This is a genomic window from Collinsella sp. LCP19S3_A6 (genome assembly GCF_052122015.1).
Classification (GTDB): Bacteria; Actinomycetota; Coriobacteriia; order Coriobacteriales; family Coriobacteriaceae; genus Collinsella.
This window is the reverse complement of the sequence record NZ_JBQKDD010000001.1, coordinates 84,435-99,072: the sequence shown is the minus strand read 5'-3', so window position 1 is coordinate 99,072 and position 14,638 is coordinate 84,435. Positions and strand designations below refer to the sequence as shown.

17 protein-coding genes are annotated in these 14,638 nt (G+C 59.6%); 12 read left to right on the top strand and 5 right to left on the bottom strand.

Annotation, left to right across the window (positions count from 1 at the left end):
* Position 1: 1 nt before the first annotated feature.
* The 7 genes from pstA (at position 2) to ACTQVX_RS00420 (ending at position 5,354) form a co-directional block, all read left to right on the top strand.
* A complete protein-coding gene (gene pstA, locus ACTQVX_RS00450; protein ID WP_427727613.1) occupies positions 2-907 on the top strand; it encodes a phosphate ABC transporter permease PstA in 906 nt (301 codons plus the stop codon).
* A 12-nt stretch (positions 908-919) separates the two neighbouring features.
* Positions 920-1,723 carry a phosphate ABC transporter ATP-binding protein PstB gene (gene pstB, locus ACTQVX_RS00445; protein WP_089571588.1) on the top strand — a complete coding sequence of 268 codons (804 nt, stop codon included), beginning with the start codon at positions 920-922 and terminating at the stop codon, positions 1,721-1,723.
* A gap of 92 nt (positions 1,724-1,815) precedes the next feature.
* Complete coding sequence (locus ACTQVX_RS00440; protein WP_441559887.1) at positions 1,816-2,673, top strand: phosphate signaling complex PhoU family protein; 858 nt, start codon at positions 1,816-1,818, stop codon at positions 2,671-2,673.
* Positions 2,674-2,793: 120 nt separating this feature from the next.
* Entirely contained in the window at positions 2,794-3,531 is a 738-nt protein-coding gene (locus tag ACTQVX_RS00435; protein WP_441559885.1) for a YggS family pyridoxal phosphate-dependent enzyme, read from the top strand.
* Positions 3,532-3,591: 60 nt separating this feature from the next.
* Positions 3,592-4,320 (top strand): cell division protein SepF, encoded by a 729-nt coding sequence (gene sepF / locus ACTQVX_RS00430; protein WP_154515266.1) that lies wholly within the window; start codon positions 3,592-3,594, stop codon positions 4,318-4,320.
* A gap of 15 nt (positions 4,321-4,335) precedes the next feature.
* Complete coding sequence (locus ACTQVX_RS00425; RefSeq protein WP_441041719.1) at positions 4,336-4,623, top strand: YggT family protein; 288 nt, start codon at positions 4,336-4,338, stop codon at positions 4,621-4,623.
* A gap of 62 nt (positions 4,624-4,685) precedes the next feature.
* Complete coding sequence (locus ACTQVX_RS00420) at positions 4,686-5,354, top strand: DivIVA domain-containing protein (protein ID WP_154515270.1); 669 nt, start codon at positions 4,686-4,688, stop codon at positions 5,352-5,354.
* Positions 5,355-5,519: 165 nt separating this feature from the next.
* On the opposite strand, the gene ACTQVX_RS00415 is transcribed toward ACTQVX_RS00420, so the two are convergent.
* The 3 genes from ACTQVX_RS00415 to ACTQVX_RS00405 form a co-directional block, all read right to left on the bottom strand.
* On the bottom strand, positions 5,520-6,050 hold the full coding sequence (locus tag ACTQVX_RS00415; protein WP_441559883.1) for a nitroreductase family protein: 531 nt from the start codon (positions 6,048-6,050) through the stop codon (positions 5,520-5,522).
* A 371-nt stretch (positions 6,051-6,421) separates the two neighbouring features.
* Entirely contained in the window at positions 6,422-7,045 is a 624-nt protein-coding gene (locus ACTQVX_RS00410; RefSeq protein WP_441559881.1) for a DUF47 domain-containing protein, read from the bottom strand.
* A gap of 66 nt (positions 7,046-7,111) precedes the next feature.
* Positions 7,112-8,161 (bottom strand): anion permease, encoded by a 1,050-nt coding sequence (locus tag ACTQVX_RS00405; RefSeq protein WP_441559879.1) that lies wholly within the window; start codon positions 8,159-8,161, stop codon positions 7,112-7,114.
* 250 nt (positions 8,162-8,411) lie between these two features.
* Between ACTQVX_RS00405 and ACTQVX_RS00400 the strand changes: the two genes are divergently transcribed.
* The 4 genes from ACTQVX_RS00400 (at position 8,412) to ACTQVX_RS00385 (ending at position 11,516) form a co-directional block, all read left to right on the top strand.
* Entirely contained in the window at positions 8,412-8,750 is a 339-nt protein-coding gene (locus ACTQVX_RS00400) for a hypothetical protein (RefSeq protein WP_154515278.1), read from the top strand.
* A gap of 80 nt (positions 8,751-8,830) precedes the next feature.
* Entirely contained in the window at positions 8,831-9,526 is a 696-nt protein-coding gene (locus ACTQVX_RS00395) for a Bax inhibitor-1 family protein (RefSeq protein ID WP_441559877.1), read from the top strand.
* 136 nt (positions 9,527-9,662) lie between these two features.
* Positions 9,663-10,778, top strand: a complete 1,116-nt coding sequence (locus ACTQVX_RS00390) for a TIGR02452 family protein (RefSeq protein WP_441559875.1) — start codon at positions 9,663-9,665, stop codon at positions 10,776-10,778.
* Between the two features lie 78 nt (positions 10,779-10,856).
* Entirely contained in the window at positions 10,857-11,516 is a 660-nt protein-coding gene (locus ACTQVX_RS00385) for an SGNH/GDSL hydrolase family protein (protein WP_441559873.1), read from the top strand.
* 73 nt (positions 11,517-11,589) lie between these two features.
* Here the strand turns inward: ACTQVX_RS00385 and thiD are convergent, their stop codons facing one another.
* A complete protein-coding gene (gene thiD / locus ACTQVX_RS00380; protein ID WP_441537981.1) occupies positions 11,590-12,420 on the bottom strand; it encodes a bifunctional hydroxymethylpyrimidine kinase/phosphomethylpyrimidine kinase in 831 nt (276 codons plus the stop codon).
* Between the two features lie 129 nt (positions 12,421-12,549).
* Positions 12,550-13,932, bottom strand: coding sequence for a phosphomethylpyrimidine synthase ThiC (gene thiC, locus ACTQVX_RS00375; protein ID WP_441559872.1), 1,383 nt, complete (start codon positions 13,930-13,932; stop codon positions 12,550-12,552).
* Between the two features lie 171 nt (positions 13,933-14,103).
* On the opposite strand from thiC, the gene ACTQVX_RS00370 reads away from it, so the two are divergent.
* The gene (locus ACTQVX_RS00370) at positions 14,104-14,619 is read left to right on the top strand and encodes a hypothetical protein (RefSeq protein WP_427747772.1); all 516 of its coding nucleotides are present in this window, start codon (positions 14,104-14,106) and stop codon (positions 14,617-14,619) included.
* The last annotated feature ends 19 nt before the right edge of the window (positions 14,620-14,638 follow it).

The following is a 14,638-nucleotide window of genomic DNA, read 5'->3' as shown; positions in this document are numbered from 1 at the left end:
TATGTCCGATTCCGTTGACACGACGGTCGATACGACCTCGTCGCGCGAACGCATCAAGCGTGCCCTTTCCCATGGTAAGAAGGGCCGCATCAACAAGGATCTGTCCAACAAGATTATGCTCGGCGTGTTTCGTGCCGCGGCCTATATCACCACGCTGGTGCTGGTCGCCATCATCGCCTATGTAGTTATCAACGGTCTGCCGCACATCTCGCTCGACTTTATCTTTGGCTGGCCGCAGGGCGTAAACGCCGAGGGCGGCATTTGGCCCACTATCGTCTCGACCGTCTACGTGACGGCGCTCGCCATGCTCATCTGCACGCCGGTTGCCGTCTTGGCTGCGGTCTATCTGGCTGAATATGCCAAGCAGGGCAAGGTTGTCGACATCATTCGCTATGCTGCCGATGCCCTGGCCTCGGTGCCCTCCATTGTTATGGGCCTTTTTGGCTACGCCTTGTTTGTCGAGGCCATGGGCCTGGGTCTTTCGATGGTTTCGGCCGCCCTGGCGCTCGCACTTCTGATGCTGCCCATTGTCATGCGTACCACCGAGGAGGCAATCCGCGCCGTTCCGCGCTATATCCGTTGGGGCGCATATGGCCTGGGTGCCACCAAGTGGCAGGTCGTCTCCAAGATCGTGCTTCCTTCGGCTTTTGGCCGCATCGCCACCGGCATCGTACTTGCCATCGGCCGCGCCATCGGCGAGACCGCCGTGGTGCTCTACACCATGGGCCAGGCCATCAACCTGCCTATTTCGCCGCTCGATTCCGGTCGCCCCATGACCGTTCACCTTTATCTGCTTGCCAATGACGGCATCAACATGAACGCAGCCTACGGCACCGCGCTTTTGCTGATGGCGATTATTCTGGCCTTCAACCTGTTTGCGCGTTATCTGTCGCGCAAACGCCGCTAGTTAAGGAGTCCCATGTCCGTCTATCAGTCCGCTCCCACGCTGGAGCAAGCGGCCATCACGGCCAAGGATTTCAACTTTTGGTACGGTGACTTTCATGCGCTGACGGGGCTCGACCTCAACATCGCCAAAAACGCCATTACCTCGTTTATCGGCCCTTCGGGCTGCGGCAAATCGACGTTTTTGCGCTGTATCAACCGTATGAACGACCTTATCGAGGGCACTCGCGTCGAGGGCACCATGACGCTCGACGGCAACGATATCTATGCCGAGGGCGTCGACCCGGTCGACCTTCGCCGCCGCGTGGGCATGATTTTTCAGCAGCCCAACCCGTTCCCTAAATCCATCTACGAGAATGTTGCTTTTGGCCCTCGTCTGCAGGGCGTGACTAGCAAAAGCGACCTCGATGACATCGTGGAAGAATCGCTCAAGCGCGCCAACCTCTGGAAAGAGGTATCCAATCAGCTCAACAAGGATGGTTTGGCGCTTTCGGGCGGTCAGCAGCAGCGTCTGTGCATCGCGCGTGTGCTCGCGGTGCAGCCCGATGTCCTTCTGATGGACGAGCCCTGCTCCGCCATCGACCCCACGTCCGTCTCCAAGGTCGAGGATCTGATGGCCGAGCTGGCGCCCGAGATGACGATCATCATCGTCACACATTCAATGCAGCAGGCAGCTCGCATTAGCGACTACACCGCCTTCTTCTTGCAGGAGGTTGCCGGCGAGCCCGCCACGCTCATCGAGTATGGTCAAACCGACGCGATCTTCACCAGCCCGGTGGATTCGCGGACGGAAGACTATATCACCGGCCGCTTTGGCTGATCGGTGCGACTAGTCCCAAGCCGATCGGACCTGGTCCGGTGCGTATTCACTGTGCGGGCGGCATGACCGCACCCAACTGATTGGAGTGAACCATGCGCAAACTGTTTTCCCGTCAGCTCGTCGAGGCTCGTCACGAGATGTTGAGCATCTACGAGGCTGTAGACCTGGCTCTTCACGACGCCGTGAAGGCCTATGTGACCGACGACCGCAAGCTCGCCACCAAGACCAAGAAGCGCACGCTTTCGATTGACGCGCGCTGCGCCAACCTGGAGGCCGTGTGCTACAACCTGATCGCTACGCAGTCGCCGGTCGCCTCCGACTTCCGTTTGCTGCAGACAATCATCTACGTCGACTTTAACCTGCAGCGCATGACCGATAAGGTTCGCCAGATCTGCCGCGCCACGCGTCATATGGTCAAGGCCGATATCTCGCTGCCCCAGGAGCTCGTCGGTACGGTTGAGGCCGAGGCCGAAGCCGTATACCAGGTGCTGGGCTCGTCGCTTTCCGCGCTCGTCACCAACGACATGTCCATCATCTGCAACTTGGCCGTCGAGGACGAGCCGGTGCATGCGGCCTATGAGAAGTTCTTCCGTACCTTCAACCGCATGGACGCGGGCGAGTTTATGGACGACGACAGCAACTATGACGATCTGCGCCGCGCCATCATGGTTTCGCGCTACCTCGATCGCATCGCCTCGATTTCCATCGATGCCGCCTGCCGTCTGACCTTCCTTTTGACCGGCCAGCGCATGAACGCCGGCGATATCGCCCGTACGGACGAGGATGAGCTCGAGAGCATGCGCGTACCTTCGGGCGAGGGCGTCATCATGAGGCCCGCTGTCGATGCGCGCTTTGTTGCCAAGGTGCCCGCTAACGAGGTGAGCGAGGGTCTTCGCTACCTGCTCGAGCACCTCGAGGACGAGGACGATGCCGAGGATGACGAGGAGTAGGGTAGCTCCGTTCGTCGAAAGATTGTAAATACCTAAGTGAGCGCGGCCTTGCACATGCAGGGCCGCGCTCTTGCGTTAGCATGGGACTACTTGTATGGCTGTTAGCGGAGGCGATTGGCAATGGATAATTATTTGAACGTGATGCGCGCTCGCCGCGAGCAGATTCTCGAACGCTTTTATGCCGCACTCGATCGCGCGGGCCGTTCTCACGATGCCGCACGTCTGATTGCCGTCTCCAAGACCGTTGGCGTCGATGAGACCGTTGCCGCCATCCAGGCAGGGTATCGTCATTTTGCCGAGAACCGTCCGCAGGAGCTTGTTCGCAAGCTTACGGGGTTGGCGGAGCATCCGGAACTGCCCGAGGTGCGCTTCGATATGATCGGTAATCTTCAGACCAACAAGATCAATGCGGTGCTGGGTGCGGCCGAGCTGATTCATTCGGTGGGGTCGCTTCATTTGGCGCAGGCTATCTCGAGCCGTGCCGTCCGCAAGATGAAAGCGGGCGAGCTTTCTGCTCCCCAGCGGGTGCTGATAGAGGTCAATGTAAGCGGGGAGGAGTCCAAGGGCGGCTTTTCGCCCGATGAGGTTCGTGCCGCGGCTGGCGAGCTTGCGGAACTTGAGGGAATTTGTGTGCAGGGGCTTATGACCATGGCACCCCGGGGGAATAAGGATGTGGCGCGCCGCACCTTTGCCGGGCTGCGTGAGTTGAGGGATGAGCTGGAGACGGCACACCCCGATCTGTGTCTGCCTGAGCTATCTTGCGGCATGAGCGAGGACTTTGAGCCTGCCCTTGAGGAAGGCTCGACGCTTGTTCGCCTGGGCAGGGTAGTATTTAGCCCGGAGTTTGAAGTAAAATAAGGGCCTGAAGTGCGCGCTGATTGTCAGAGCGCCTGCATTAGACCGTGAGAGGACACAACCATGGGTTTCCTTGACGAAATTAAAAATAAAATGCACCTAGGCGGCCAGCAGGGTTATGACCAGGGTTATGGCCAGGATGATGACTACGGTTACGATGACGGCTATGACGACGGCTATCAGAACAACGGCTACAGCGGTGCTTCGGGCGAGGGCTTCTACACGCAAGATGAACCGAGCAATGGACTGCTGGGGCAGACACGCCGCGGAGAGGCTGAGTCGGTTGCTGTGTACACGCGTTCCGGTCAACTGATCGGCGACGACTCCCGTCACGCTACGACGTACAATCCGCCTTCGCGCTCTCAGGATGCCGCTGCGGGCGGTTATCGTCCCGGCGCCTATGACACGCCGTCAAGCTACGCCGAGAACGCTCGGGTCCGCGCGGCCGCTGTGCCCGCTCCTGCTTCAACGCCGAGCGATGCCTCTGCCTATGCGAGCAATATCATCAACGCCACGCCTCAGTTGCCGGCCTACGTTCTTCGTCCGGAGAGTTATGACGACGTGGAGACGGTCGTGCGCCGCGTGCGTACCAAGCAGCCTGTCGCGCTGATCTTTGTGGGCGTTCGCACCGAGGTCGCCAAACGCGTCCTGGACTTTAGCTATGGCTTTGCCTGCGGCCTGGGCGCTTCGGTCAAAGAAGTGGGCGATCGCGTGTTTATGGTGCTGCCCGCCGGCTGCGAGGTCAAGGATTCGGATCTCAAGAAGCTTCGCGCCGACGGCTATCTCAAGTAAAGACAAGGTGAGGAGATTCCTATCAACATCTACACCATCGTTCAGCTTGTCAACACGCTGTTTAATTTTTATTCCACGTTGATTGTGGTCTACTGCTTTATGACGTGGATTCCCATGAAGCAGGGTGGTTTGCTACAGGATATCGCGGCGGTGCTCGACGGCGTTTGCGGCCCTTGGCTCAACCTGTTTCGCCGGTTTATGCCGCCGATGGGCGGTATCGATTTTTCACCGGTCGTTGCGATTATTGCGTTGCAGTTGGTGCAGAAGCTCATTCTGCAGCTACTTATAGGTATACTCGTATAGGACTGGCTCAGTAACCTATGTCGGGCGCTTAGCGCCAAGGCGATGATAAAGGAGAACTTGTTATGGCTATTACCCCTGCTGACATCCAGGCTCAGACCTTCTCTGAGGCCAAGCGCGGCTACGATCCCGCCGAGGTCGACGTCTTCCTGGAGACCCTGTCCTCCGAGGTCGACGCTATGCTTGCCAAGATCGTTGATCTTAAGGGTCGCCTGACCGCCACCGAGCAGCAGCTTGCCGATACGCAGGCTCAGCTTGCGCAGGCCCAAGATTCTGCCGCTCAGGCTGCCCCTGTCGCCACTCCCGCTCCCGATTTCTCCGCTCAGGAGCGTCAGATTTCCGCCGCTCTCATCGCGGCTCAGCAGACCGCCGAGGCGATTGTCAACGACGCTAACGAGAATGCTGACCGCATCCGCAACGAGGCCGACGCTAAGGCCCGCGAGGTCATCCGTCAGGCCCTGACCGAGAAGCAGGCCGAGCTCGAGGAGATTGACCGTCTGAAGGCTTCCCGCGAGGAGTTCAAGGCCGAGTATCTTAAGCTCATTCAGCACTTTATGGACGATGCTCAGAATTCCTTCCCGGCCGATCTGCTGGCTTCTACGCCGGTCGGTTCCGCGGCTTCTCCTGCCGTGACCATGCCTGCCGCCGAGCCGCTGCCTGTCGCTGATCCGGTTGTCCCCGTGGCCGACCCCTTCGCCCCGATTGACAACTTTGCCGCGGACGACCTGGACTAGCGCCAAAACTACAATCTAGCTCTTAAAAGGAGCTCGCGCTTGCGAGCTCCTTTTTTGTAGCTGTATACGGGTTGGGAAGCAAAACGCCGAGCTCTGCGTGCGATAGGGCAGAACTCGGCGAACGTTTGAGCGGTAAAAGGTAGGTTTTAGGGCATGGGCCAAAAACTACTTGAGGAGGAAATTGGATAGGGGAATGGTGCGGGCCTCGCGATGCTCGGGGTCGGCGATATGGTCGGCGGGATAGCCGCAGACGAGCATGTGGTAGGGATAAACGCCCTCGGGCAGGTTGAACTGCTCGCGGGTTAGCTCGGGCTTAAAATGGCATACCCAGCACGTTCCCAGGCCCTGTTCCTCGGCCTCCATCATCATCTGATCGCAAACAATCGAGGTGTCGATAGCGCTGGAGTTCATCTGGTCATAGGGACGCACCCAAGCATCGTTGGTAACGCTGCAAACGAGGAAGATGAGCGGAGCGCCAAAGATGGACCCATCACGAGCAAACCGAGGCTGACAAGCAGCTGCCTTTTCCAGAAGCTCAGGCGTATCCAACACCATCACACGGGTTGGATGATTATTGCAAGCAGAAGGAGCAATGCGCCCAGCCTCAACAATGGTATCCACCACAGCCTGCTCAACAGAACGATCCTCAAACAAACGACAAGAATACCGAGACCGAGCCAGATCCAAATACCCCATAACCAAACCCTCCAAAGTCAGCAAATCAACCCAAAGTAAAACAAAGGGTACCCAAAGCACCATCCACCTAAACGCTCGGTGCAGTTCCAAAGTATTCAATCAGGTATAAAAGGCCGCATCAGCCAAACCCCCATTGAATTCAAATCATCAGCCAAGGTTCCCAATGGCGGTACGCAAGGCGAAGGCCCGACACCTATTTACTTTCGAACGACTCTGCCGTGCAGCCGGAGAGAGAAAGCAAATAGGTGTCGGGCCTTCGCCGGTGGGACGCATACCACTAATTAACCGCTTTCGAACGACTCTGCTTGCAGCCGGAGTGAAAAAAGGTTATCAGTGGTCGGGCTCGCGACCGGTGGGACGCGTACCCCCAATTAACTGTTCTTCATGACAATCGAATCCACGACATCGGCCACATTCTCGCAGCAGTCGGCGCAGTACTCCAAGAAGGCGTACACGTCACGCCAGGCGATGACCTCGAGCGGGTCCTTGCCGTTGACGTGCAGGTTACGCATGGCGTTGATGTAGAGTTCGTCGGCCTCGGACTCGATGGTGTTGATCTGGATGACGAGCTCGCGCAGCGTTTTGGACTTGCGGTAGTTGGGCAACTCGACCATCAGGTCCTTCATGGCGCGGCAGGCGTCGGTCACCTTGTGGGCAATCACGATGGCATCGGGGCGGATGCTCTGGATGTTGGTGAAGTAGAGGCGCTGCACGACGCCCTCAATACGGTCGAGCACGGTATCGAGCGAGCAGCTCATTAGGTTAAGGTCCTCGCGCTCAAGCGGGGTGATAAAGGCCGTGAGCAGGGCGTCTTCGAGCTCATGGTGCTTCTTGTCTGCTGCATGCTCAATCGCATGCATCTTCTCGAGCATGTCGTGGATCTGCGCGGGGTCAAAGTTCTCAAAAATCTTGGTGAGCAGCTCGGCTGCCTGAACGGCGAAGTCGGCGCAGGCGACGTAGTTGTCAAAGTAGAACGAATCGGGTTTCTTTGCCATGAGTGATCCTTTCGGGGCGAAGACGGGTGGGCGAGGTAATGCGGTCCGGATGGACATTCGGTTTGACTAGAGGAACATCATGAACAGCCTGGCCATGACAAAGCTGATGAGTCCACAGGCGGGGAAGGTGAAGAACCACGTGAACATCATGTCCTTGACCACGCCGAAGTTGATGGCCGAGAGGCGCTTGACGGCGCCGACGCCCATGATGGCGCAGGTCTTGATGTGCGTGGAGGACACGGGGATACCGGTGAGCGTGGCAAGCAGCAGGTTTGCGGCTCCTGCCAGGTCGGCAGAGAAGCCCTGATACTTTTCGAGCTTAACCATGCTCTGGCCGACGGACTTGATGATACGCTCACCGCCCACGCTGGTGCCGATGCCCATGGTGGCCGAGCACAGCAGCATGATCCAGATGGGGATGCCGGCGTCGCCGACGCCGGTCTGTCCGTTGGCAAAGGCGACACCTAAAAAGAGCACGCCGATGAACTTTTGCCCATCCTGCGCGCCGTGCATAAAGCTCATGGCCGCGGCGCTCGCGATCTGAGCATATTTAAAGAAGACGTTGGCACGTCGCCTGTTGGCGGCAGCGAAAAGAATCGAGACGAGCTTGCACAGGACCCAGCCCATGACAAAGCCCAGACCGATGGAGAGCGCCAGGCCGTAGATGACCTTCATCCACTCGTGGACATTGACGCTGCTGGCGCCGCCGAGGGCGATGGCAGCGCCGGTCAGGCCGGCGATGAGGCTGTGGCTCTGCGAGGTGGGGATGCCAAAACGCGATGCCGTGACGCCGTAGACGACGATGGAGAACAGGGCCGCGCAGAGGCACGCGAGCGCCATGGTGCTGTTTCCGCCAAAGTCGACGATATGGGAGATGGTGTTAGCAACGCTGGCATTAAAGTGCGTCATGATGAGCACGCCCAAAAAGTTGAACGCGGCACTCATGAGAATGGCGGCGCGGGCGGGCATGCAACGCGTGGTGACACAGGTCGCGATGGCGTTGGGCGCGTCGGTCCATCCGTTGACGAAGATGGCGCCGAGCGCGAGGAACACGGTGACGGCAAGGACTGGGTTCGAAACAAGTTGGCCGAGGAAGGCTGAGAACGTTACGTCCATATATGGGCTTTCTCGAAGTTTACAGACACGTTACAAAAACATGATAAATCGTATCATCTCCTGCGGGTTTCTTTACCGAGTTCTGACGGGAGAAGTGAATTTTTTGGCACTAAAATTGAATATTAACCCTGTTGACCGCGGGTGTTCTTTTTGCTAACACGCCGTGAGGACACGTGCACTCGCTCCGACACCCCAAAACCACAGTCTGTTCGCTTTACAATATGCAAACATGCGTTCGATAATAGGGGGCATGGAATATCGACAGACAGATGGCAAAACTCGGCGCGTGCACAAGCAGTATGTGGACGTCGTGGCCCGCATCCTCGCGGGCGGACAAGTTGTGCCGGTTACCGTCTGCTGGGTCGACGGTCGCTGCTTTACGATTGACGAGATTGTCTCGTCTACCGGTTTTGGCCTGACGGTTCACGGCATTCGTACGGCAACCTATAAGGTTCGTTTTGGCGGACATACGACCGAGCTGTATCTGGAAGACCAGGCGCGTGAGCGACCGGATGGCTCGCAGGCTCATCTGATGCGGTGGTGGGTGTGGGCGTTCGACCGCACACTCGAGAGTGAGCGCCGCGGGTAAGAGCGCGCGCCATTCGGGTACAATGGCAGAAATCTTGTCACCTACGGCGCTGTCGCGGCGCTTTTTGAAAGGACGAAATTATGAACGATATCCAGGGCTATCAGAACGGCCCCATCGAGACCGGCGCAAGCCGTGCCAAGGAGATGTCGCCGCGCGCGTACAACCTTGCCATGTCTGCCCTGATCTTTTTGGGTTTTTGCGCTATGGGCGCTGGCGCCTACTTTACGGGCACCATGTCGTTTGCGCGCATGATGATGAGTGGCGCCGCCCTGCCGCTGGTCTTTGGCTCGTTTATCCTGACCATTGTCGGCATCGTCATGATGTCGGCCGCCGCCAGCAAACAGTCCGTGGGCCTGTCGCTCGCGGGTTACGCGATCTTTGCGAGCACCTTTGGTCTGACCGCGTCGTTTGGCCTTGCCAACTACGACCTGCCCACCATCAACACCGCCTTTATCGCCACTGCCGCCATCACCTTTGTCTTTGGCGCACTGGGCGTGACCTTCCCCAAATTCTTCCAGCGTGTGTACGGCATTGGTTTTGGCATTCTGCTTGCCACGATTCTGGTCGAGATCGTGCTGATGCTCATGGGCGTCTCGCAGACCATCACCGACCTGATCGTAATTGTGGTGTTCGCCGGCTTTATTGGCTACGACACCTATGTGGCCACGACGGTGCCGCCCACGCTGCCCAACGCCGTGCTCATGGCGTCCAACCTGTTCGTGGACATTATCAACGTGTTCCTGCGCATCCTGAACATCCTTGGTCGTCGCGACTAGTGCCAGATTGCAGCGGTGCTTGCCGCGCGCAAATCGATGCGAAAGGCGGTTCTTCGGGGCCGCCTTTTTTGTACGCGGCGGGGTATCATGGATGGGAAAAGCCGATAGCGGCAGCGACCGAGAAAGGTGACCACTTATGGCAGACGTCGACAACAGGAACCGTAACCGTAGGCCCAACCGCGCGGGACAGCCCAATCCCAAGCGCGAGGCCCGTGCCAAGGCCGCCGAGCGTCACGTGGCGACTGTGTCCGAAGCGTGCGCAAAGGATATCGAGCGCTCGCTTGCCGGCGTGCGCGAGTTCGAGGGCATGCCTGCCGGATTTGTCGCGGCGATGAAGGCTAAGGCCCAGGTGGCTGCTGCCGAAGAGCAGGTTGCCGATGAGTCTGAGGCCACCGAGGTTGCGCCTGCCGAGACCGAGGTCGTGGCTGAGCCTGTGCCCGCAGAGGAAGCCACGGAGACCGAGCCCGCGCCTGCTGCCGAGGAGCCCGCTCCGGTCCTGCCCGAGGTCACCGTGCTCGACGCCTCTGCCACGCAGGCCATTCTGGATAACGGCCGAGGCTACGCGCAGTTCTGCGACATGGCCGTGCTCGCCTTTGCCTCGTTCACCAACCCGGGCGGTGGCTACATCCAGGGCTATCTGGGTCAGGAGGCCACGCTCTGTGCCGATTCGTATCTGTACAATGTGCTCGATAAGCAGCGCAAATGGTACGGCGAGAACCGTCGCCGCAACATCAACTGTGAGCTGTACCGCAACCGCGCGCTGGTGGTGCCTGCGGTGCGCTTCGAACGCAACCACGTGCATGCGTACGCCGACGTGATCGTTGCAGCTGCGCCCAACGCCAAGCGCGCTCGCCAGGAGTATCGCGTGGGTGACGATGCCCTGCTGGACGCCCTGCGCGATCGTATCCGCTTTGTGCTGGCCATCTGCGACGAGCTTGGTCGCGAGAAGCTCGTGCTGGGCGCCTGGGGCTGTGACAACAACGGCTTTGACGCCGAGGCCGTGGCCGAGCTCTTCCGCAAGGAGCTCGCATCGGGCGACTTTAAGGTCAAGCAGGTCTTCTTTGCCGTGCCCTCTACGCGCTGGGACGAGGATTTTGCCAAGTTCGAGCACGTGCTGGCAAGCTTCCCCGAGCGCAACGAGGAGTCCTATGCCCAGGTTGCCGCCCGTGCCGCGGCCGCCCGTGCCGCCGAGCAGGCTCATGCCGCTGCCGAGGACGACGAGGATGATGACGACTGGCGCAAGTATCTGTAATCGGTGCGCGCTGACAGATAGGTCGAGCCGGCGGGAGGGGCTGCTCCCGTCGGCTTTTTGCTGAAGGAGGGGTTTGCGATGAAAAACGTCCTGTGCTTTGGTGACAGCAATACCTATGGCTACGATCCGGCGGGCATGCGCGATGGCACCGCGGTGCGCTATGCGCACGATGTGCGCTGGTGCGGCGTGGCCCAGCGCGACCTGGGCGAGGGCTGGCATGTGATTGAGGAAGGCCTAAACGGCCGCACAACGGTGCGCGACGATATGTGTCATCTGGACACCAATCTCAATGGCATCCGCGCGTTGCCGATGCTGCTCGAGGCCCATAAGCCGCTGGACGCCATTGTGATCATGCTGGGCACCAACGACTGCAAGACGGTCTTTAACGTGACAGCTTCCGATATCGCCCGTGGCGCCATGGCGCTGATTCGCGCCGTCCGCGCGTTCCCGTGGACCGACGCTGCGCCCTGCCCGCGCATTCTGCTGATGGCGCCTATCAAGATTAAACCGCAGATCGCCGATGTGTACATGACCGACTTTGACGAGCGCTCCGTCGAGGCCTCGGAGCATTTTGCCGAATACTATGCGTATGTCGCTGAGCAGTTTGGCTGCGACTTTTTGAATGCCGCCGATTTTGCCGAGCCGGGCGATATCGATTATCTGCACATGATGCCCGAAAGCCACGAGAGCCTGGGCCACGCCGTGGCAGTCAAGCTCCAAGAGATGCTCGGTGAGTAGCGCAGCCCCAAACCACCACAAAGGGACGGGCGCCTTCGTGGTGGTTTGTGCGGTGGTTTTGGTTGCTGGCTATTTAGTACTGCCACATGTGGTTGACGGGGCCGGAGCCCTTGCCCATGTTCAGGCCGGCGGCGAGAGCTCCTGTTAGGTAGGCCTTGCCGGCGTTGACGGCATCGGCAAGATCCATGCCCTGGGCCAGCGCGCAGGCGATGGCGGACGAAAGCGTACAGCCGGTACCATGCGTGTTGTCGGTCTCGATGCGCTTGTGGCGGAACCACGTGGTGAGCGGATCGCCTAGGTGGTTGCCCTCGTCATCGAGCGGCGCGGGCTCTGCTAGCACATCGTTGGCCTCGTTGACAAAATGCCCGCCCTTAACCAGGGACGCGCAGCCAAAACGGCGGGTGAGGAGCATGGCAGCGTTTTGCTGTGTGCGCTCGGAATCGACCTCGTAGTCGAGCAGCGCCATGGCCTCGGGAATATTGGGCGTGATAACGCTTGCCAGTGGGAACAGGCGGCGTGTAAGCGCTTCGGCGGCGTCCTCGGCGATGAGACGAGCGCCCGAAGTGGCGACCATGACGGGATCGACGACGATATTTTGTGCGTCCCAGGCGCTCAGGCGGTCGGCTATGACTTCGATAATCTCGGCAGAAGAAACCATGCCGATCTTGACGGCACTGGGGCGGATATCGTCAAAAACGGCATCGATCTGCGCCGCGACAATATCCGGGGAGATGTTCTGCACGGCGGTGACGCCTAGGGTGTTCTGTGCGGTGATGGCCGTGATGACCGTCTCGGCATACAGGCGGTGCGCCGTGATGGTCTTGATGTCGGCCTGAATGCCGGCACCGCCGCTGGAATCGGATCCTGCGATGGATAGAACGGCTGGTACCTTACTGCGATCCATGTTCGCTCCCTTGTTCGGTCGGATTCAAATGGGTCTCCTGCCCACATTATAAAGTTGCCCGGGCCGGCTGTATGCCGATCCCGGGCGGGTGGTGCAATCTTTACGTAAATGTAAGAAAATGTTCACACGTCAACAATTGACGAACGCCTTGTGGCCGATTATGGCTCCGGTGACGAGTTGGTCCTCCATGCCGAGGTCGATCGTCGTGCCTTCGAACACCTTGTTGACGGTGCGGACGGCGCACATCTTGCCGCACATGGTGCAGGTGCCCTCGGTGGCGGCGGGGGATTCCTCGTAGCGCTTCTTGCCGGTGACCGGGTCGAGCGCGCACTTCCACATGGCGTCCCAGTCGAGCTTGCGGCGTGCCTGGCCCATCTTGTCGTCCATGTCGCGGGCGTGGGGCACCTTTTTGGCGATGTCGGCGGCGTGTGCGGCAATCTTGGTGGCCATAAGGCCGTCGAGCACATCCTGGGCGTTAGGCAGGCATAGGTGCTCTGCCGGTGTCACGTAGCACAAAAAGTCGGCACCCGAGCTCGCGGAGATGGCGCCACCGATGGCTGCGGTGATGTGGTCGTAGCCCACGCCGATATCGGTCACCAGCGGCCCGAGCACGTAGAACGGGGCGTTGTGGCACAGGCGCTTCTGCAGTTTCATGTTGGCGGCGATCTCGTCGAGCGCCATGTGACCCGGGCCCTCGACCATGACCTGGACGCCGGCGGCCCAAGCGCGCTTGCACAGCTTGCCCAGCTCGATCATCTCGGCGGTCTCGGTGGCGTCGTTGGAGTCGTAGAGGCAGCCCGGGCGGCAGGAGTCGCCGAGCGAAATCGTCACGTCGTACTCGTGGCAGATCTCGAGCAGCTCGTCAAAGTACTCGTAGAAGGGGTTCTCGTTGCCGGTGACCTCCATCCAGCCAAACAGCAGTGAGCCGCCGCGGCTGACGATGTTCATGAGACGGCCGGTCTCCTTAAAGGTTTTGGTGACCGACTTATTGATGCCGCAGTGGATGGTCATAAAGTCCACGCCGTCCTCGGCGTGCGCGCGCACGACCTCGAACAGGTCGTCCTTGGTAAGCTTGACAAGCGGCTTTTCCATGTAGCCGATGGCGTCGTACATGGGGACGGTGCCCACCATGAGCGGCGTCTCGTCGATGAGCTGCTGGCGGAATTGGCGCGTCTTGCCCGAGTTGGAGAGGTCCATGATGGCGTCGGCGCCAAAGTCCTCGGCGATCTTGACCTTCTTCCATTCCTCAGCGGCATCGGCCTTGTCGCCCGAGATGCCCAGGTTGACGTTGACCTTGGTAGACAGGCCCTCGCCGACACCAAAGGCGCGCATGCCCTTTTTGATATGCACGATGTTGGCGGGAATGGCGATGCGGCCGTCGGCCACGCGCTCGCGGATGTACTCGGGGTCGCGATGCTCGCGCTCGGCAACCTCCTTCATCTGCGGTGTGATTTGCCCGGCGCGGGCGAAATCGATTTGCGTGACGAGCTTGGGCTCGGTCTGTGTGCTCATTGGCACGGCTCCCTTCGTTGGCATTACCCATATCAGGTTTGCGGGTCAGGGCGGGCGCGCCCAGTCTCAGCCTGCCGTCTTGTCCTGCAAGCTCCCCGTTTATGTGGCGGGCTCAAGTATAGCTCGAATGGGTACGATTGACGCGACGAGCATGCCCGCGGGGAGGCGAACATGGAAGACAAGCATCTGTATCGAGAGACGCAGTGGGATGTGTCGGCCGAGGAGAGCCGCGCCCATCATGGGCTGGTCGCAATTGGTTTCGCGATTCTTGTCGTGATGGTGATTGCCTGTTGTATCTGGACGTTTGGCGGGCGTGGGGGAGTTTCCTGGACGTTTGAGGCGGACGATAGCCTGCCGATTATGACGGCGAAGGTCGCGGGTGGCAATACCGTTGCCGCGCCTGGCGACTATTGGTATCCGCGCGACAAGTTTGTGCAACTGCAGCTGAGCGGTGGTTCCATTCCTGGTGAAGAGATCGAGCGTGTGACCTTCGATGCGTCGCTTAGGACGCTGTCGGTCGAGCTCAAAGATCAGGGGGATGTACCCACGACCATGGATATAGCCCTGACGGAATGGCGCCTGGAGCCTCCGTCGGGTGTTGAGGCGTCCGAGGTGGAGCACGTTAAGGTTACCTACCAAGATGGCTCGACGACCGAGATTGCAAAAGCCGACGGCCTGGCGGAATAGACGCCGTGCCTAGGCAGCA

Excerpts from the sequence above, each read along its gene's own strand:
- pstA (WP_427727613.1), top strand. The coding sequence starts at position 2 with ATGTCCGATTCCGTTGACACGACGGTCGATACGACCTCGTCGCGCGAA.
- ACTQVX_RS00395 (WP_441559877.1), top strand. The coding sequence starts at position 8,831 with ATGAACGATATCCAGGGCTATCAGAACGGCCCCATCGAGACCGGCGCA.
- ACTQVX_RS00390 (WP_441559875.1), top strand. The coding sequence starts at position 9,663 with ATGGCAGACGTCGACAACAGGAACCGTAACCGTAGGCCCAACCGCGCG.
- ACTQVX_RS00370 (WP_427747772.1), top strand. The coding sequence starts at position 14,104 with ATGGAAGACAAGCATCTGTATCGAGAGACGCAGTGGGATGTGTCGGCC.
- thiD (WP_441537981.1), bottom strand. The coding sequence starts at position 12,420 with ATGGATCGCAGTAAGGTACCAGCCGTTCTATCCATCGCAGGATCCGAT.
- ACTQVX_RS00415 (WP_441559883.1), bottom strand. The coding sequence starts at position 6,050 with ATGGGGTATTTGGATCTGGCTCGGTCTCGGTATTCTTGTCGTTTGTTT.
- ACTQVX_RS00420 (WP_154515270.1), top strand. The coding sequence starts at position 4,686 with ATGGCTATTACCCCTGCTGACATCCAGGCTCAGACCTTCTCTGAGGCC.
- thiC (WP_441559872.1), bottom strand. The coding sequence starts at position 13,932 with ATGAGCACACAGACCGAGCCCAAGCTCGTCACGCAAATCGATTTCGCC.
- ACTQVX_RS00405 (WP_441559879.1), bottom strand. The coding sequence starts at position 8,161 with ATGGACGTAACGTTCTCAGCCTTCCTCGGCCAACTTGTTTCGAACCCA.
- ACTQVX_RS00435 (WP_441559885.1), top strand. The coding sequence starts at position 2,794 with ATGGATAATTATTTGAACGTGATGCGCGCTCGCCGCGAGCAGATTCTC.
- pstB (WP_089571588.1), top strand. The coding sequence starts at position 920 with ATGTCCGTCTATCAGTCCGCTCCCACGCTGGAGCAAGCGGCCATCACG.
- ACTQVX_RS00400 (WP_154515278.1), top strand. The coding sequence starts at position 8,412 with ATGGAATATCGACAGACAGATGGCAAAACTCGGCGCGTGCACAAGCAG.
- ACTQVX_RS00385 (WP_441559873.1), top strand. The coding sequence starts at position 10,857 with ATGAAAAACGTCCTGTGCTTTGGTGACAGCAATACCTATGGCTACGAT.
- sepF (WP_154515266.1), top strand. The coding sequence starts at position 3,592 with ATGGGTTTCCTTGACGAAATTAAAAATAAAATGCACCTAGGCGGCCAG.
- ACTQVX_RS00440 (WP_441559887.1), top strand. The coding sequence starts at position 1,816 with ATGCGCAAACTGTTTTCCCGTCAGCTCGTCGAGGCTCGTCACGAGATG.
- ACTQVX_RS00410 (WP_441559881.1), bottom strand. The coding sequence starts at position 7,045 with ATGGCAAAGAAACCCGATTCGTTCTACTTTGACAACTACGTCGCCTGC.